The following is a 19,156-nucleotide window of genomic DNA, read 5'->3' as shown; positions in this document are numbered from 1 at the left end:
AGCTGTTTCAGTAAAATCCGCAATAACTTTTGTTCTGATAGTTTCAATAGTATTACAGATAGCAAAGTTTTAAATTTAGATAAACAAATATTATTAGTTAAACGCTGATCTTTAAATAATCCTTTTCGCATGTTCAATATTTTTAAAAGTTTAAAATTCCTGCCTATCATTTTCGCAGCGTCGGTGTTTCCGCAGACACAGATTTATCGGTCTGATTTTGATTTAGATAAAAAGGAAAATACATCTTTTAAAGGTTCGTTAGCAATGTCAGGCAATACCGTTATTTTCAACGCTGATAATTATTCCCTTCATGGAATTAATAAAGAAAAAAATACAGTGATGTGGGAAAGAAAAATCGGCTGGCGCTCCGATGCAGCTCCGTACATTTTTGAAAATTCATTCTTCTACGGAAATTATGATGGAAACGGCCGAAAAGTGCATCAATATGACATTTCTACTGGGGAAACAGTCAGGGAATTAGATTTTCAGTCCATTTCTACCCAACCATACTTTAAGAATTCTGTAATGTACACAACTGTGATGGCAGACGGCGGAAAACTTATGGCTTATGACTTAAAAACCAATTCAGTACTGTGGCAGAAAAACATCAACTTCGGAGCTGAGGTTCAGCCTGTTTTCTCAGATGATAGAATTATAGCCAATGTGGAAGACGACTTGTGGTTTGAGATAGATTACGACGGAAATTTTTTAAAGTATAAATCTGAAATTTCAATGTATGTAGACGAAAAAAAGGTGGCTGCAAAAAAGTTTCATTTTCTCAGTCACGATCAGACGCCAATCACCAGAGAATGGTTGCAGACGAATAAACTGGGGAATTCTGAATTTAAAATCGAAAAAAATCAGAACTGTACTTTTCTTTTAAGCGAAAACTATTTAACCGCTATCGGGAAAAACGGAAAGGTGAAATTACAGATTAATTTAGAAACAATTGTTCCGCCGGAAGAGTATGAAAACGAAGCTCTGTCAGCAATTGTAAGTTCGGAAAATGAAAAACTGTGGTTTGTTTTTCAGAATCATTTAGTTCATTATGACACCAAAAAAGAAAAAGTACTTCGAGATGTTTATTTAATTAACTGGCAACCACACCAGCTTATCCTGGATGGCAGAAATATCTGGCTGATTTCCAGAAATGATGGACAGCTGTATCATCTGGATTTTGAACCTGATGAAGAGCTCAACAGAAAAATCCAGCGTGAAGATGCCATCAGAGAGCACTATAAATGTGATCCGCCAAATCACGAGAAAATAAAAGCAGCGAAAGAAGCAGAAAAAAAATATTAGTTTTAAATCATGAAAATGTACATTCTGATAAAAGACAATGTTCCCGATAAATTGGTTCCCGTGATCACAGCACATGCTTCGCTGTCTTGCTATTTAAAATTTGAAACCGATGAAAATATGAGAAAATGGATCAGCGGAATATTCAAAAAGGTGGTTTGTGTGGTGAATGAAGCGGAGTTTGAAAATTTTAAAAACGAAGAAAATCATATTGTTCTTACAGAATCATCACTCGATCACAGGGAAGTCTGCATTGCTTTCTGCCCACGGGAAGAATATCCCAAGAAATTTAAATTTTTAAAAATGTGGACGCCACAGAATATTTAAAATGATATTAAATAAATCGAAAGAAAATCATGACAGAAAATTTTTACGAAGCATTTGATAAATATATTCTCAACCAAAAAGTAGTTGGATGGGGATTTCAGCATGAAATAAAAGTGGTTCTTCCGAATGGGTATTCCGCTTTTCCGGCTGGTTATTTTACCGAATATGAAAATGGTTATAAAATGATTGCAAGCGGAGCAACATTGCACCAAACCAACGTTCAGGAAGCCATGATTCTGGATCCCGAAGGAATGCCGGTAGCCAGAGATACAGAAGATATCAGGCCATGGGAATTTTGAATTTTCAGAAAAAAAGCTTTTGATTAAAATCACATGACAACACCTGCGAAGTTTACTAAAGAAGAAAAGAAATTCTGGCAGCGGCATTACCGCATCGAAAAACCGGACAGAATTCCTGCTGACTGGTATCGTTTACATTCTGCAGACTCAGATTTTGGTGATGAATATTTCTATTTTCTGAGTTTGCGTTTGTTTTCACTGGAAGATATTTATTTGAAAGACTCGCAGATCACGGATCAGTCCATAAAATATATGTTGAATTTTAAAAATCTGCATACACTTTTTCTGCGCAAAAACAGATTTCTCACAAATCAAAGCATTCAATATTTCAATCAAATGCAAAACCTTAAACGATTGGATATTACCAGGACAGAGATTACTTTAGCAGACCTGTGTGAATTTTTGGATAATACTAATTTGCTGAAAATATTTATTGATTCAGATGAAACTGAAGAAGAAATTATGGCAATGGCATCAATCTTAAAAGCCAAAGTTCCCAACTGCAGCATCTATCTTAACTGTTGTCATTCTACAGATGTTTTTGGTACATCAAATAAACCTATTTTTTGATTCAGTATAAACTTAAAACTTCGATACTGAAAATTCTTTCTATAAACCAAAGTGATTTTTTTATTTTATTTTATATTAAACCTAGGCATCTGGCTTTGTTGAATCTTTGATTAAGCTGAAAAAAGGTGACCATTTAAAAATAACTATTTAAAATAAAAGAGCTTATCAAGGATTTTGAAATCACATGATAAGCTCTTTAAGGATATCCGAAAAACAAATTCTAAGTAGAAATTAAAACTGTTTTTAGTCCATTTTTTTCTGAGAATTCATTTTACTGGTTAGATGATTTACTATTTTTTGATAAACTTAGATTTAAATAAATCTTTGCCTTTCTCTTCAATTGTAATGATATATCCACCTTTTATCAATCTTGAAACATTAATTTGTCCTGATTTAATATTTCCACTATCTACTAATTGTCCGGCTGCACTGTAAATTTTATAATCAGCTTTATCAGACACTTTTGTGATGTTGAGAACATCGGATGCAGGATTTGGATACAATTGAATTCCGTCTTGATTTAAAGTTAGATCATTAGTAGATAATGTTCCGGATGTAACCATTACATTATAGTCTTCCACTTCACCATAGGTATAAGAAGTACATGCTGTAGCGAGAGCATTGTATCGCAGTGCTACTCTCATTTTCAGGGTTTTATTTTGAACTGCTGTAGAAGGTACGGCAAACGTTCCGCTTACAGTAGCGACAGTACTTGCTGCCGAGCTCATTACCATTTCAGCAGTGTCAAAAGTTCCGTCTCTGTTGAAATCAATCCATACTCTCACGCCTTCGGGATAAATATCTGCAGGCCAGGTTTTAGTTACAGAAACCGTGTTGGTGGCAGAACCTGCAACTAAGTTAATCAATTTTGAAGCATCGGGTCCGTAATCTGTGTAGGTATTCGATCCGGATGTATTGTTAACGTTGGCAAGTGTTACATTAGAAATATATTCTTCAGACGCATCAGCGGAGGTCAATGCACAGTATGATACAGCTGACGCCGTAATAAACTGAATGCTTGTAGAATAGGCTCCCGGAGTTCCAGAGCAGACTGCAGCTACTTCTACATCATATTTTACACCTTCTTCCAGACTGTTTAAAACTACAGAATTGGTGGTAGAAGTTGTTTGCTGCCATGCTGCGTCTGTCGGTTTTTTATATCTGATCTGGTAAGTAGCTCCCACAATAGTGTTCCAGTTGACAGATGCTGACGATGAAGTGATATTACTCACAACGACTCCCGTAGGAGCACTTCCGTTACAATCTGCAGCAGTAGTAACCAAAACCTGTTTTATTGTATAGAAGATATTTCCTATAGATGAAATTCTGACTTTAATATTCTGTCCGTTTAAAGACACCGGAAATGTAAATGATTCTGTTCCGTCATTTGCAGTAGAAGCCGAAAGTGTAATCCAGCTTGTGCCGTTGTTTGTAGTGTAATCAATTTTCACATTAGCAGAATTGAACGGGGCAACGGCAGTACCTGCAACATCCCATGTAACAGGAGACGCAACATTGTGGTAAACCTGAGAAGTATTTATTTTGAATGGTCCCTGATTGCTTACGGTTAAAGTTACAATATCACTTTGAGTCTGTTGTGAAGTTGAAACAGGATTGTTGTCTCTCACAGTAAGCACAAAATTGGCTGTTCTTGCAACATTGGATACGGTTTCCCAATCTGCTGGGATAGTTAGATTGCCTGCTAATACCGAAGATAATTTGGGGAAATATCTTGTATTTCCGGTAGAGGTAGGCGTTAACGATCTGAATAATGCGCCAGTTGTGTTATTTCCGGTAACTCCGGTTACAGGGGTGCTGGCGTTGTCAAACTGTTCCCAAGTATAAGTCATAGGGTCATTTTCAGGATCTGTAGCAGTTCCTGTAAGAACAAATGCAGTTCCTTTCGGAATTGTGTAATCAGAAAGAGCACCAATGACAGGTGCATTATTGGAAACATTCGTTTCAACATCACACGTGGTAACCTTCAGATTATCTTCAATTTGTATGATACTTGCCACATGAAAATAAGCGTCAGAATGAGCCTGAACATCCGTAGCTCCGGTAATACCTGCATATCCCATAATTGTGGATCCGGACCCAGGTTCCATATTAACCCCAGTACCTTCAAGATCCATAGAAAAAGTATGATTACCGCCCAACTGGTGACCCATCTCATGGGCTACATAATCAATATCAAAATTATCTCCCTGTGGAATAGCATCCGCAGGGGAAGTAAATCCAGATCCTTTTCCTTCTGGTTCTGCTGTTGTAGGATCGGTACATACACAACCTATACATCCCGCATTTCCTCCGCCTCCCGAAGCTCCGAATAAATGACCGATGTCATAGTTGGCATTTCCAACGTTTGTGGTTAAGGTGTTTTGTAATTCAAGATTCCATGCGCCGCCGGCTCCGGTTGCAGCTGCGGAATATGGATCTGTTGCAGCATTTGTATAGATGACGCCCGGATAATCCTGTACAAATAAATGCAGGGCAAAATCTTTCTCAAAGACACCGTTTACTCTGGTCATGGTAGCATTAATTGCTGTAAGAGCGCCTGCAACGGTACCACCATGAAACTGAGTATATTCGCCTGTTACAGACATGGCAAGTCTCATGGTTCTGTATTTCCGGTCAGAAGATTTAGCAAAGTCAGTAGGATTTTTATCGAAAGTCTTACCTTTGGCATACAGTGCATCAATCTGCTTTTTAGATAGAGCACTTTCATTCATGCTGCAAAGAAAGCCACCGGGAGTCTTATCTGTTTTTGGATGAACGCCGTAGACTGTTTTGTCAGAGTTGGCAGGTTCAATAAACTGATAAATACCATCCTTGATGATCATAGACTGAAAATCATTGGGAGCTACTGAAAATCTTAGGTATTTTGATGGGTCGTCAACGCCGACACCAACGTAAGAACCCAATTGATAACGGTCTGCGACGGTTTTCACGACAACCGGAAAACTGTAGACAGCAAACTTTTCTACTTTACCATCCAAAGTAGGCAGAGAGATTTCTACAGGTTTTGAATTTCTGCCCATTTCCTGAGCATCTTTAAGTTGAGTTTGAATTTTGTTTAGATCAAGCTTGTAAAAGCTTCGTACGTTAGAAGATTTCTCAGATCTTCCTTCAAATGCAGTTGGGGACCACTGTGAATATGTGGTTACACCCATTAGGCTACATAAAAAAGTAGTAATGAATTTGTTCATATTAATGATTTTTTGGATGATTAAATGTAGGAAAAGATTTTTGAAAAAACAATTGGAAAAGAGCTGAATTAAAAATTTCTTGTCTGAAAGGGCAATGCTTCTTGCAACATTGAGTTGTTGGTATCTTATTGAAAAAGAATGTCTTTAATTATATGCAATCATAATTAGAGCTGTAAAATGTAAAGTTTTATATGTAGGTGTCCCGATTGGCACTCGATATAATATGATTTTTACCTTTTGTACGTTGTATTGAGATATTTATTAATATTTTTGCACGCTATTTATACTGATTCAAAATTGTGATAGTTATGAAAGTATTTTTTGCTGTTAAAGAATTATTAACAGTTAATTTTAGCCTTAGATTTTAATTTATAAATAATAATCCTATTTTTGTGAAAATTTTAGACAGAATGAATGGTAAAAAATTCTTTTTATATGGTTTCCTAGCCTTTGTAGTGACGTCATGTACTGCGAGGCAGGAGATTAATTACATGACTGATATAGACAATATGGCGTTGGACAATGCAGTAAAAAACAGCCGAAGCACGCTACAGCCTGGTGATCAGTTAATTGTAAATATCTCTGCCCGTGATATGGATGCAGTGAAGCCATTTAATCAGAATTATTCATCATCTACAACCGTGACTCAGTATTCAATGCCCAGTTCCAACAGCATGCCACAGCAGTTACCGGTTTCAGGTCCTACCTATTTTGTTGACACGGACTACAATATTGTTTTCCCGCAGCTGGGTAAAATTAATACTAAAGGAGAAAATATTGAGACATTTAGAGATAAGCTTTCGGGTTTATTGGAGAAATACATCAAAGATCCGATTGTGGATGTGAAACTGGTGAATTTCAAAGTTTCTCTCGCTGGAGAGGTGGCAAAACCCGGAACTTATGTTATTCCGGAAGGCAATGCGACGGTCTGGAGTGCTTTGGCATTGGCAGGTGATCTCACACCCTATGGAGTGAGACAGAATGTTTTGCTGATCAGAAATGTAGATGGTCAGATAACAAAACAGAGAATAGATCTTACAAGTGCAGGCTTTATGAACTCTCCGTACTATTATTTGAAGCAGAACGATATCATCTATGTACAGCCGAATGCCAACAGAGAAAAAGCAGCAAGGGTAGACCCGAATTTAGGTCTGTACATTTCAGTATCATCTGTTGTTGCATCACTGGTAATAGGAATTATCTCATTAACGAGAAGATAAAAATAGTTTAACTGAACTTTCGCAAATCAGCATACAGCCGAATAAGCGGCTAAGCAAATCATCAATTAAGCAAAATAAATTCTAAATATAAACATAAAGAGTGGATCAAAATAATTTACCTCAACATACTCAAAAAGATTCAATAAACTTAAGAGAAATTCTTAAGCCTTACCTGTTCAGATGGTATTGGCTTGTCATTGGAGGTTTTCTGGCGGTTCTTGCCGCATGGTTTTTTTTGAGATATTCTGATACCATCTACAATACAGAAGCAACCTTGCTCATCAAAGAGGTCAATAAATCGGCTGCGGGAACTCCTGAAATGTCTATTGTTTCTGAGATTGGTGGTATGGGAAGTATGGGAACAAACTCCGTAGATAATGAAATTGAAATTCTGAGGTCTAAGAAACTCATGATGTCAGTAGTAAAAGAGCTAGGTCTTGAAACCAGTATTTATTCTAAAGGGAGCATCAAGGAGTACGAACTATATAAAAATTCAGCACCCTTTATTGTGAGGGTCATCAGCGAGAAGTCTAATCCATCTTATCCAGGTCACGAGGTTTTTGCTAAAATTGAAAATGGAAAGATTATTCTGGAATCTGAAGATTTTAAAAAAAATATTGTCGCCGAATTCAATAAGGCAGTTTCTATGCCTTTTGGGGTAATTATGTTTCAGAAAAATCCCAAATACGATCCTAAAGATTGGAAAGGTGCCATTTATAGACTTGCATTCTCATCCGCAATCAATAGAACACGTGATCTTTTGGGAAGCTTGAGTATTGAATTGATAAAGGAAGAAGCCACAGTACTAAAAGTATCAATGGATTCTCCAGTACCCAAAAAAGCAGAAGATATTTTAGACAGACTGGCAGTAAATTACAACAGAGAGGCCATCATCGATAAAAATTCTGAAGCTCAGAAAACTGCAGAATTTATTGATGGAAGGGTAAAACTTATTGGAGAAGAACTTGGAAGAGTAGAAAATCAAAAAGAAGATTTTAAAGAAAGAAATAATATCACAGATATTAAATCGGAAGCTGAACTTTCGCTGAAAACGGCAGTAGATACAAGACAGACACAATTGGAGACAGAATCTCAGTTGGAGTTGGTCAACAGTCTTTCAAATTATCTTAACAGACAGGGATCTTACCAGATCTTACCTTTAAATGTTGGTCTGCAAGATTCAAAAACTGCAGGTGATATCGGAATTTACAACCAGCTTATTGCAGAGAGAAACAGATTGTTGGAAAGCTCTACAACGTTGAACCCTGTAGTGCAGGATGTTACCAAACAGATAGCTGGCTTACGTTCTTCTATCTCTGAAAGTTTAAATAAAAGCCGCGCCGCATTGCAGATCAGCAGGAATGCTATTGTAGGCGAACAAAACAGGATTTCAGGAAAAATTTCCAGAGTTCCGGTGCAGGAAAAATTGTTCAGAAGTATTGAAAGACAGCAAACAATTAAGGAAGAGCTATACCTTCTCTTACTTCAAAAGAGGGAAGAAGCGGCAATCTCGCTAGCAATTGCAGCGCCAAAAGCAAGAATTGTAGATGATGCACTTACTTCACCCAGTCCTGTATCTCCTAAAAGACAAATGATCTATATGGCTGCTTTGGTTATTGGAGTTTTAATCCCTTTGGGCTTCATTTATCTCATTGAACTTTTTAATGATAAAGTACAGTCTAAGCATGATCTTGAAAAGCTTTCCAGTGGAAAACCTGTAATTGGAGAACTTCCGACCCTTATAAAAGGAGAGCCAGAATTGGTACAGCTGAATGATCTCTCACCTATGGCAGAAGCCTTTAGGATTCTCATTACCAATATCAACTTTATGCTGCCCAAAAATAAAAAAGGCAATGTAATTTTTGTAACCTCCACCGTAAAAGGAGAGGGTAAAACTTTTGCTTCAGTGAATTTGGCACTGACCTTGGCAACACCGAGAAAGAAAGTAATTATTATAGGTTCAGATATCAGAAATCCTCAGCTTCAAAGATATAACGAAGCAAGAAAAGGGCTTACAGGTCTTTCTGAATTTATGTATGATGAAACCATGCAGAAAGAAATAATCATTCATCAGACAACTTTCAATCCGTACTGCGATGTTATTTACTCAGGTGCTATCACACCAAATCCTACAGAATTATTATCAAACGGGCGTTATGAAGAATTAATAGAGTCTCTAAAACCTGATTATGATTACATTATTCTTGACACAGCACCGCTGATGTTGGTGACCGATTCTTTCCTGATTGCTGATGTGGCAGATATGACGATGTACGTCACCCGTTCCAATTACACCGAAAAGGAGTTGATCAGCTTTGCTAATGAACAGATTGAACAAAAGAAAATCAAAAATGTAGCATTTGTTCTGAATGATGTCAGCAGACAAAACAGTGGTTATGGTAATAAATATGGCTATGGCTACGGAACAAAACAGAAAAAAAACTGGAGAAACTGGTTTGGAAGATAATTGAAGAATAAGTTTCCTTTTATCAACAGAGCAATTCTTTGTAAGTTAATCACAAACACTAAATTTTAGTTAAGAATTTTTAATTTGATTAAATTCTTAATCTATTATCTTTGCATAATCAATTAGATTTAAACATGTTAGAACATGACGTAAGACCTTGGGGTGAATACTGGGTTTTGGAAGATGCGGAAACGCACAAAGTAAAAAGAATTTTGGTCTATCCTGGGGGAAGATTGTCTCTGCAGTACCACCACCACCGTGCGGAAGTATGGACGATTGTTTCCGGTACCGGAACAATTACAATCAATGATGAGATCAGAGATTACGGCATTGGAGAAGTAGCACAGATTCCTTTGGGAGCACACCATAGAATGGAAAACAAAACCGCTGAACCTGTTGTTTTCATTGAAGTACAGTACGGAACTTACTTCGGCGAAGACGATATTGTGAGAGTGGAAGACGATTATAACCGAGCATGAAAATTTACAACGTAATATTATCAGGTGGTGTTGGAAGCAGACTTTGGCCTCTTTCGAGAAAGAACCATCCAAAACAGTTTCTCAAAGTTTTTGAAGGGAAATCTCTGTTTGAATTAACGGCAGAAAGAAATAAAAAGGTAGTAGATGAATTGATGGTAGTCGGAAATTCTGATCACATCGAGTGGAGTAAAGATTTATTGAAAGACATAGACCTTCCCAAAACGTTTGTTACCGAAACCATCGCGAGAAATACTGCTGCAGCAATAGGATTTGCCGCTTTGGCAGTACAACCCGATGATGTGTTGATTATCACACCTTCAGATCATCTGATTCAAAATCAGGAAGCCTATGAGAAATCATTACTGGAGGCTGTGGAGCTTGCCAAAAAAGATTATGTAGTGACCTTTGGTGTTATTCCTACAAAACCGGAAACCGGATATGGATACATTGAATATGAGGGTAAAGATGTACTTTCATTCAGAGAAAAGCCAAATACCGAAACTGCTCAGGAGTTTTTAGACAGAGGAACTTTTCTTTGGAATTCTGGTATGTTCTGCTTTAAAGCAGGAGTTCTTTTAGATGAATTAAAAAAATACCAACCTGAAGTATTTGAAAAATCTCTGGAGGCTTGGCAAAAATCTGAAAACAATTTGCTTGATGAAGAATCATGCAGACAAATACCTTCTATCAGCATAGATTATGCAGTAATGGAGCGCTCGAAGCAAATCAAAGTAGTTCCTGCAAATTTCAGATGGAATGACCTCGGATCGTTTGAGTCATTGTATGATTATCTTCGCACCACAGGACATCCTGTTGACGAAAATGGAAATATGGTGATTGGTACTGAAATCTTCACGGCTTTCGTAGGGATGAAAGACTGCATTTTTGTTCATACGACAGATGCAATCTTAGTTTTGCAAAAGGAAAAATCTCAGGATGTAAAGAAAATCTACAGCCAGCTGGAGAAGTATCAGTCAACTTTGAGATAGTATATTTTGCGTTAAAATTATACATGAGGAATATTTTATTATAGTTTAAAGTGGCGAACCGTCGATGCATTTGAGAAATAAGGTTATTACAGGAGCATTATGGTCGTATGTACAGCAGTTTGGAACTCAGGCTGTTCAATTTTTAGTAACTGTAATATTGGCCAGAATAATTGCTCCGGCTGATTTTGGGCTCATAGGAATGATTATGATTTTTGTAGGGGTAGGAACAGCTCTTTTTGAAGGTGGTCTTACCAATTCTCTCATTCGTTCAAATGATCTTGAAGATGACGATTTTTCTACTGTATTCATATTTAATGTCTTATCCAGTTTTATAATTTATATAATACTGTTTTTTATAGCCCCTTTTATTTCAAATTTTTATAAACAACCCATTCTTACAGATCTCTTAAGAGTATATTCAATATCATTCATTATTTCCTCATTTGCTGCAGTACACAATACAATATTGGTTAAACAAATGAAATTCAGAAAGATTGCAGTTATCACTTTTCCGGCTGTAATTTTGTCAGGTTTGTCTGCCGTTTTAATGGCATTTAATAATTTTGGAGTGTGGAGTTTGGTGTATTCTGCATTGATAAATGCTTTCTTTACAACATTAATTTTGTGGTTTAACGCAGATTGGAAACCCAAACTTATATTTAATAAAGAAAAATTCAGACTTCATTTTGAATATGGAAATAAAATGATGATTTCATCAGTTTTAGATATTATTTTTGTCAATTTATATCAGATAGTCATAGGTAAAATATACAGTGCTACATTACTGGGTTATTATACCAGAGCCAATAGTTTAATGATGTTGCCAGTGACTAATATCTCGGGCGCACTGAATAAGGTAGCATTCCCTACGTTTTCACAAATGCAGAATGATGAGCAAAAATTACGCTCAACTTACAAAAAGATGATGCTGATGGTGATTTACACAGTGACACCTGTGATGGTTATCATGATTGTATTAGGCGAAAATTTAGTTGTCTTTTTATTTACAGATAAATGGCTTCCTGTGGTTCCGGTATTTCAGATTTTGTGCGTTACCGGAATTCTTTATCCTTTGCATTTATATAATTTGATTATTTTACAGGTAAAAGGTAAATCTGGTCTTTTTCTGTATCTTGAAATAATAAAAAAAATCTTGGCAGTTGTTTCTTTGGTAATTTCTTATTTTTTCGGGTTCTACGGTTTGCTTTGGGGGCAGGTAATATTTTCTGTTCTTTGTCTATTTATAAATACACATTATGCAGGGGTATTTTTGAAATATAATTTGTGGAAACAATTACAGGATCTTTTACCATTATTTTTGGTTGCTCTTATTATGGGTGCAGTTGTTTATTTTGTTAAAAATTATTTCTTGACCAACTTACCTGATTTTTGGGTACTTTTGTTAGGAACTGTTACAGGATTGATATTTTATATTTTTCTGTCTGCGATATTGAAATTTTCAACTTTCTTTGAAATTAAAAGAATATTATTAAAAAAATGATTCCAGTTACAAAACCGTTTTTACCTCCGCAGGAAGATTACAACGAATATTTGCAAGGTATTTGGCAAAGAAATTGGCTTACAAATATGGGGCCTCTCGCCACCCGTCTCGAAAATGATCTTAAAAAATACCTTAAGGTCAGTCATTTACTTTTTGTAACCAACGGTACGGTTGCCTTGCAAATGGCAATAAAAGTACTTGAGCTTTCAGGAGAAATTATTACAACACCATTTTCCTTTGTGGCAACAACAAGTTCGATCGTCTGGGAAGGGTGTACACCTGTTTTTGTAGATATTGATCCTAAAACGCTATGCATTGATGCTGAAAAGATTGAAGCGGCAATCACCGAAAAAACATCTGCAATTTTAGCTACCCATGTATATGGAAATCCTTGTGATGTAGAGTTCATCGAAACGATAGCAAAAAAGCATAATCTGAAAGTGATCTATGATGCAGCACATGCTTTTGGTGTAGAAGTCAACGGTAAATCAATTTTTGAGTATGGAGATATCTCAACATGCTCTCTGCATTCAACAAAACTATATCATTCCGTAGAAGGCGGTCTGATTATCACCACTGAACTTGATTTGCTGAAAAAGCTTGCATTGGTCAGAAATTTCGGTATTTCAGGATTTGATTCTTTTGCGGAACTGGGACTGAATGGAAAAAACTCAGAATTCCATGCTGCTATGGGGTTGGTGAATCTTAATTATGTACATGATATTTTCGACAAAAGAAGACGGCTTACCGAAAGATATGACTGTAAACTTTCAGGTCTAAAATCATATAAACCCGAATGGCATTCAAAAGCTAATTTAAATTATGCTTATTATCCGATAGTGCTCGAAAGCGAAGAGTTATTGCTGAAAATGAAAGGAGACCTGGATAAGCAGGAAATATTTACAAGAAGATATTTCTACCCGAGTCTGGCTTCATCATTACCTTATTTACCCTCACTGGAACTGCCATTTACCGAAGATATTTCCAAGAGAATTCTCTGTCTGCCACTGTATTATGATCTTACATTAGATGAGGTAGATTGGATATCAGGACTTTTATTAGAAATTCAAAATAGTTGATTGATGGTCACAGCTGTAATGCAACCATATATTTTTCCCTATTTGGGATATTTTCAGATGATCAATGCTTCAGATACATTTGTATTTTATGATGATGTTCAGTTCATCAAAGGAGGTTGGATTAACAGAAACAGAATAATTGTAGGAAATCAGGTAAAGTATTTTACCATTCCTTTACTTAAAGCAACTCCCAATAAATTGATCAATGAGATCTACATAGACACTCATTCAAAAGATTTTAAAAATATTCTTAAAACAATAAATCAGTCTTATAAAAAAAGTCCCTACTTCACAGATGTATTTCCGTTACTTGAAGATACTTTTGCAGGAACTGAGAACAGGATTGGTGAGATGGCGATTAATAGCATAAAAAATGTGTCTGAATATCTCGGAATTTCAACTTTGTTTTTAAAATCATCAGTAGAATTTAAGGATATTACTGGGCTTGAAAGAACTGCAAGATTAATCGAAATCTGCAACTCTACAAATGCTGATTACTACATTAATGCTCCGGGAGGCAGAGAGCTATATTCAAAAGTAGATTTTTTGGATAAAGGAATTTCTTTACAATTTATAGAATCACAGTTATCTCAGTATAAACAAGGAACAGATGAGTTTTTCGCAGGCCTCTCAATTGTAGATGTTTTAATGCATAATTCACGTGAAGAAGTGTTGGGAATGTTAAATCTATATAGTTTAAAATGAAAGCTATAGGCGGATATTTCGAGCTTGAGATTAGTGTTGATAAAGAATATCATCACGATTTATTGCGTCTTAATACAGCAAGAAATGCCTTGGAATATCTGTTGAAAGCACAGGGTTTTAAAAAAGTCTACATACCTTATTTTACTTGTGATGTTATTTTAGAACCATTTTATAAACTCGATATTGCTTTTGAATTCTACCGTGTAAATTCTGATTTTGAACCAATTTTTGATTTTGATATCATTAAAGATGATCAAGCATTTTTATATACCAATTATTTCGGGTTGAAAGATGCTTACATACAATCGAACTATTCCTCAATAAAAAATCTCATAGTAGATAACGCCCAGTCTTTTTTTTCCAAACCTTTGAACCATGTGCATACATTCTATTCTCCAAGAAAATTTTTTGGAGTGAGTGACGGTGCCTATTTGGCAACAGATCATAAATTAAGTGAGAGACCCGATGCAGATTTTTCTAATGAAAGAATGTCTCACCTGCTGATAAGAGCAGATAAAGAGGCAGAAGATGGGTACCAAGATTTTTGTTTAAACGATCAAGAATTGTCCGGAAATGCAGTGAAAACAATGTCTGCACTGACAAGAAAAATAATGTGTTCCATTGATTATGAAAAAGTAAAATGGGTAAGAAGACAGAATTTCGAATGGCTGCATACAAACTTATCAGACAAAAATAAATTAACGTTCAATATTGGTGATGACTCCGTGCCTATGGTTTACCCTTTTTGGACAGATAATAAAGCTTTAAAAAAAGAGCTGCTAAATAATAGAATATACTGTGCCACGTATTGGCCGAATGTCCTGAAATGGTGCAATCCCGAAACATTGGAGGCAAAGCTTACAGAAGAAGTTATATATTTGCCTGTCGATCAAAGATACACAGTTGATGACATGAATAGAATTTTAAAAATAATAAATCGTGGAATTTGATATTTTTTTTAGAGCATTTGAACTTACGGATGCCGAGTTTATAAGCTCACTGCGTAAAAATGAAGAGTTTGAAAATCTCGTCGGAGGAAATAAGCGTTTTATTGCCGTAGCAAGAGAACAGAAATGGCTTGAGTCCTTGATTATGAATGATTATCAGGATAGATTTTATGTGGCAATTTGCGAGAAATCATCAGGGAAAATAATAGGATATACATCAGTTTCAGATATCGACCATGTCAACAAGTCTTGCTTTTGGAGTGGAATAAAAATTCATTCTGATCACAACGGAAAAGGCTATGGTACGCAAACTGTTTTGCTGATTCTAAAGTTTGTATTTGAAGAACTGAATATGGAAAGATGTACAGGACAGTGCCTTGAAGAGCATGTTGTGGCGAAAAAACTGATGGAGAAAGTGGGTTTTAAAGTGGAAGCTCTTCAGAGACATTCTCTTTTTAAGAACGGAAAATACCATAATCAATTTGTTTTAAGCATTCTGAAAGACGAATATCCTCAGATTAAGACACTTTTTAATATTTAATACATGAAGCAGCTGGTTCGAAATGTTAAAATTATTGGCACAGGTTCCTACACCCCTGAAAAAATTCTCACCAATGAAGAATTATCTGAAATTCTGCCTACGACACCAGAGTGGATCGAAGAGAATTTAGGTATTAAAGAACGGAGAATTGCATCTGAAAACGAATTTACAAGTGATTTGGCGGCAAAGGCAGCTCTATCGGCAATTCAGAGTGCAGGATTACAAAAAGAAGATATTGATCTGATCATTGTTGCCACGGCAACACCCGATCGGTTGGCACCATCTACAGCTGCAATTGTTCAGGATAAAATTCAGGCATACAATGCGGTAGCATTTGATATATCTGCGGTTTGCAGTGGTTTTTTATATGCGATGTCGGTAGCTTCACAGTTTATTGCCTCAGGAGTTTACGATAACGTCTTGGTAATTGGAGCAGACACATTTTCAAAAATCACAGATTGGTCAAGAAGAGATGCTGTTTTCTTTGGAGACGGTTCTGGTGCTGCAGTGCTCTCTCACGCCGATGAAGATAATGGCTTTTTAGCTTTTAAACTTTACTCAGACGGAAGAGGAAAATGGAATTTTACAGTACCTGCAGGTGGCTCAGAAATTCCTGCCAGCAAAGAATCTGTTGAAAACAATCTACACTATTTTCAGATGAATGGAAAAGCTGTCTATGAAACAGCAACAGAAGTTTTGCCAATAGCAATTCAAAAGGTTTTGGAAGATAGCGGTTTGAGCGTTGATGATGTAGATTTAATGGTTCCGCATCAGCCGTCAATAAGAATATTGCAGAAAACAGCAGAAAAAATAGGTCTTCCTTTTTCAAAAGTGATGACAAATATGGATAAATACGCCAACACAAGTGGAGGCACCATACCCATTTTATTGGATGAATTATACAGAGCAGGCAAGATTAAAAAAGGAAATATTATACTGTTTGCTGCAGTAGGCTCAGGATGGACGTATGGCGCAGCAATAATAAAATGGTCTTAAAAAAACAAAAACAAAATGATTATTATTACAAGTGCATCAAGGGGGATAGGAAAATTTCTTTTTGAAAAATTGAGATATGAAGGGAAAGAAGTTATTGGTTTTTATAATAATACTGTACCAGAGATCACAGACGGATATTATAGATTGGATATCACCAATGAAGAACAGACGAAAGCTTTTTTTATTGAAAACAGGGATAAATTTAAAAATATTGTACTCATAAACACGGCAGGAATATCATACAACTCTTTCGGGCATAAAGCCGATCTCACACAATGGAAGAATGTAATTGATGTTAATCTGGTGGGCTGTTTTAATATGATTAATACATTCCTGGGAGTTATGCGCGAAGATAATTTTGGAAGAATAATCAATTTTGCTTCTGTAGTGGGACAAAAAGGTATTCCCGGAACGAGTGCCTATGCCTCATCAAAATCCGCTTTATGGGGTATGTCCAGAGCTTTAGCAGTGGAAAACGGAAATAAAAATGTTACCATTAACAATATCAATCTTGGATATTTTAATATCGGAATGATAGAGCAGGTTCCGGAAAATTATATGAACACTTTAGTAGAATCCATTCCTGCAAAAAGATTGGGGAATCCGGAAGAAATTTTGTCTACAGTAAAGTTTATTATTGATAACGCATATCTAAACGGTGCTTCAATAGATTTGAACGGCGGCTTGTTCTAAATTATGGCATATCAGATAATTGATCAGACACCTGATGGCACACCAGACATATGTATTTCCATGCTTACCTATAATCATGGAAAGTATATTACGGATGCCTTACAAGGCATCTTGTCTCAAAACACAGCGTACTCATACAAAATTGTACTTGCCGATGATTTTTCTACAGATAATACTAGACAGCTGTTACTGGAATTTCAGAAAAAACATCCTTCTCTTATAAAACTGATTTTACAGGATAAAAATGTAGGAGCTGCGGGAAATAATTCGGTTCTGCATGAGCATATTGAAGGAAAATACGTGGCAGCATTAGAAGGTGACGATTACTGGACCGAACCAGACAAGCTTCAAAAACAGGTTGATTTTTTGGAAAAAAATCAGGAATATTCTATGTGCTTTCATAATGTTACTGAAAAGTTTGAAGATTTTAAGACAGAAAGAGCTTTTGACCATCTGGAGCAGAGAGAATATACTTCTACAGAATTAGTAAATGGTTGGGTTGTACCTACAGTAAGTGTAGTATATAGAAAATTTCCAGATCTTTTTATAAAGGATGACAGAATTTTGTTTGGAGATATTTCTCTTTTTTTACAGCTTTCCAAACATGGTAGAATGTTTTGTTTCGTTACGCAGCGTCCGATGGCAGTCTACAGAAGATTCCAAGGCAGCGCTACAAATAAAGCTTATAATGTAGATTATATCAAAAGACTATTAAGGCACAACGAATTTTTGAATGATCACTTCGGTACTGAAATCATGAGTACGATACGAAAAAATTCTTTCGAACTTAATTTTATTCTTTTTTATAAAATATTTCCTAAACGAGAATCTTTTGTTTTTCTTAAAAAATCATTTCGTAACAGTGATAATTTTTTATGGGATGTTCTTCTCTTTTTTTACAGAAATTTAAGAAGAAAATTCAGCAGTTGAGTATTTAATATATAGATAGGGTAGTTAAATATTTTATAAATTTGCGGCTATGGTTTTTTATATATGATTTATAGGAGTACAGAATTGAAATTATCAATTCTAAGTAATATTTAAACAAATTAAAAAACCAATTATAAAATAAACACATTAGCATTTCATGAGAATTTTAATTTTTGGAGCAAGCGGTTTTATCGGAAAAAATCTGGTGAATTTTTATTCGCAGAATAGCCAGGTAGATGTAGCGAAACTCGATGAAGATGAAACTACCTTACTCAGCAAAATAGAAGCTGCTGATGTTATAATTAATGCCTCCGGAGTATCAAGATCAGAATCTGAAAATGATTTTTTCATGTACAATATGTTTTATTCGCAGAAACTTTTTTTGCTCGTCAATAGGTTTGAAAAAAAGATGTACATCTACTTTTCTTCGATACATTTTTATGTAGATACTATCTATGGGGTGAGCAAAAGATACAATGAGTTTTTACTGAGCAAGTTGGATTTTGAAAAGAAAAACCATTTTCTCTGCCTTAGAATTCCCAGCATTTTTGGACCGGGGATGAAGCCAAATTATGTATCGGTAGTTGCAACTTTTTGTCACAATGTGGTAATGGGGAAAGAGAGCAGGATTATTGATGGCGACAAAATGCTTCAGTTACTCTTTATTAATGATTTGATCAAAAATATTGACAGTAAAATTCAAAACCGAAAGGAAAACGGATATGAACTTTTTGATTTTTTTCAGGAAACAGTTGATATATCGGTAATTAATTTATTTAAAAGCATCAAAAGCATTGAGGCTGACATGAGCAAGGTAATTACCACAAACAATTTTGCTGAAAATTTAGCTTTAACCTACAATTATTTTGCTCAAAATGAAAATAAAAGTGATTCTTAAAAAGCAC

18 protein-coding genes are annotated in these 19,156 nt (G+C 35.7%); 17 read left to right on the top strand and 1 reads right to left on the bottom strand.

The window, feature by feature from the left end; all coding sequences use genetic code 11:
* Positions 1-129 precede the first annotated feature (129 nt).
* From IC610_RS07880 to IC610_RS07865, 4 genes are read left to right on the top strand one after another with little or no spacing between them, the layout of a single operon-like run.
* On the top strand, positions 130-1,302 hold the full coding sequence (locus IC610_RS07880) for an outer membrane protein assembly factor BamB family protein (RefSeq protein ID WP_191736099.1): 1,173 nt from the start codon (positions 130-132) through the stop codon (positions 1,300-1,302).
* Positions 1,303-1,317: 15 nt separating this feature from the next.
* The gene (locus IC610_RS07875) at positions 1,318-1,626 is read left to right on the top strand and encodes an aminoacyl-tRNA hydrolase (RefSeq protein WP_228462865.1); all 309 of its coding nucleotides are present in this window, start codon (positions 1,318-1,320) and stop codon (positions 1,624-1,626) included.
* Positions 1,627-1,655: 29 nt separating this feature from the next.
* Positions 1,656-1,925 carry a hypothetical protein gene (locus tag IC610_RS07870; protein WP_191736095.1) on the top strand — a complete coding sequence of 90 codons (270 nt, stop codon included), beginning with the start codon at positions 1,656-1,658 and terminating at the stop codon, positions 1,923-1,925.
* Between the two features lie 33 nt (positions 1,926-1,958).
* The gene (locus IC610_RS07865) at positions 1,959-2,495 is read left to right on the top strand and encodes a hypothetical protein (protein WP_191736093.1); all 537 of its coding nucleotides are present in this window, start codon (positions 1,959-1,961) and stop codon (positions 2,493-2,495) included.
* Between the two features lie 290 nt (positions 2,496-2,785).
* Here IC610_RS07865 and IC610_RS07860 read toward each other — a convergent pair whose 3' ends face one another.
* The gene (locus tag IC610_RS07860) at positions 2,786-5,704 is read right to left on the bottom strand and encodes a reprolysin-like metallopeptidase (protein WP_191736091.1); all 2,919 of its coding nucleotides are present in this window, start codon (positions 5,702-5,704) and stop codon (positions 2,786-2,788) included.
* Positions 5,705-6,096: 392 nt separating this feature from the next.
* On the opposite strand from IC610_RS07860, the gene IC610_RS07855 reads away from it, so the two are divergent.
* The 13 genes from IC610_RS07855 to IC610_RS07795 all read left to right on the top strand — a co-directional run bounded on the left by IC610_RS07855 (position 6,097) and on the right by IC610_RS07795 (position 19,149).
* Positions 6,097-6,924, top strand: coding sequence for a polysaccharide biosynthesis/export family protein (locus IC610_RS07855; protein ID WP_191736089.1), 828 nt, complete (start codon positions 6,097-6,099; stop codon positions 6,922-6,924).
* A gap of 100 nt (positions 6,925-7,024) precedes the next feature.
* Entirely contained in the window at positions 7,025-9,391 is a 2,367-nt protein-coding gene (locus IC610_RS07850) for a GumC family protein (RefSeq protein ID WP_191736087.1), read from the top strand.
* Positions 9,392-9,525: 134 nt separating this feature from the next.
* Positions 9,526-9,870, top strand: coding sequence for a phosphomannose isomerase type II C-terminal cupin domain (locus tag IC610_RS07845; protein WP_191736085.1), 345 nt, complete (start codon positions 9,526-9,528; stop codon positions 9,868-9,870).
* A complete protein-coding gene (locus IC610_RS07840; protein WP_191736083.1) occupies positions 9,867-10,859 on the top strand; it encodes a mannose-1-phosphate guanylyltransferase in 993 nt (330 codons plus the stop codon). The genes IC610_RS07845 and IC610_RS07840 overlap by 4 nt, the downstream gene beginning before the upstream one ends.
* A 64-nt stretch (positions 10,860-10,923) precedes the next feature.
* Positions 10,924-12,360, top strand: a complete 1,437-nt coding sequence (locus tag IC610_RS07835) for a lipopolysaccharide biosynthesis protein (protein ID WP_228462863.1) — start codon at positions 10,924-10,926, stop codon at positions 12,358-12,360.
* Entirely contained in the window at positions 12,357-13,439 is a 1,083-nt protein-coding gene (locus IC610_RS07830) for a DegT/DnrJ/EryC1/StrS family aminotransferase (protein ID WP_191736080.1), read from the top strand. Before IC610_RS07835 ends, IC610_RS07830 begins: the two co-directional genes overlap by 4 nt.
* 3 nt (positions 13,440-13,442) lie before the next feature.
* Entirely contained in the window at positions 13,443-14,144 is a 702-nt protein-coding gene (locus IC610_RS07825) for a WbqC family protein (protein WP_191736078.1), read from the top strand.
* Positions 14,141-15,094: a hypothetical protein gene (locus IC610_RS07820; RefSeq protein WP_191736076.1), complete on the top strand. Its 954-nt coding sequence runs from the start codon at positions 14,141-14,143 to the stop codon at positions 15,092-15,094. Before IC610_RS07825 ends, IC610_RS07820 begins: the two co-directional genes overlap by 4 nt.
* Entirely contained in the window at positions 15,084-15,632 is a 549-nt protein-coding gene (locus IC610_RS07815) for a GNAT family N-acetyltransferase (protein ID WP_191736073.1), read from the top strand. The genes IC610_RS07820 and IC610_RS07815 overlap by 11 nt, the downstream gene beginning before the upstream one ends.
* Before the next feature lie 3 nt (positions 15,633-15,635).
* Complete coding sequence (locus IC610_RS07810) at positions 15,636-16,628, top strand: 3-oxoacyl-ACP synthase III family protein (RefSeq protein ID WP_191736071.1); 993 nt, start codon at positions 15,636-15,638, stop codon at positions 16,626-16,628.
* Positions 16,629-16,643: 15 nt separating this feature from the next.
* Entirely contained in the window at positions 16,644-17,321 is a 678-nt protein-coding gene (locus IC610_RS07805; protein WP_191736069.1) for an SDR family NAD(P)-dependent oxidoreductase, read from the top strand.
* A 3-nt stretch (positions 17,322-17,324) separates the two neighbouring features.
* Positions 17,325-18,251: a glycosyltransferase family 2 protein gene (locus IC610_RS07800; RefSeq protein ID WP_191736067.1), complete on the top strand. Its 927-nt coding sequence runs from the start codon at positions 17,325-17,327 to the stop codon at positions 18,249-18,251.
* A 157-nt stretch (positions 18,252-18,408) separates the two neighbouring features.
* The gene (locus tag IC610_RS07795) at positions 18,409-19,149 is read left to right on the top strand and encodes an NAD-dependent epimerase/dehydratase family protein (protein ID WP_191736065.1); all 741 of its coding nucleotides are present in this window, start codon (positions 18,409-18,411) and stop codon (positions 19,147-19,149) included.
* Positions 19,150-19,156 lie beyond the last annotated feature (7 nt).

Source organism: Chryseobacterium caseinilyticum (genome assembly GCF_014837145.1).
GTDB lineage: Bacteria > Bacteroidota > Bacteroidia > Flavobacteriales > Weeksellaceae > Chryseobacterium > Chryseobacterium caseinilyticum.
This window is presented reverse-complemented; position numbering and strand designations above follow the sequence as displayed.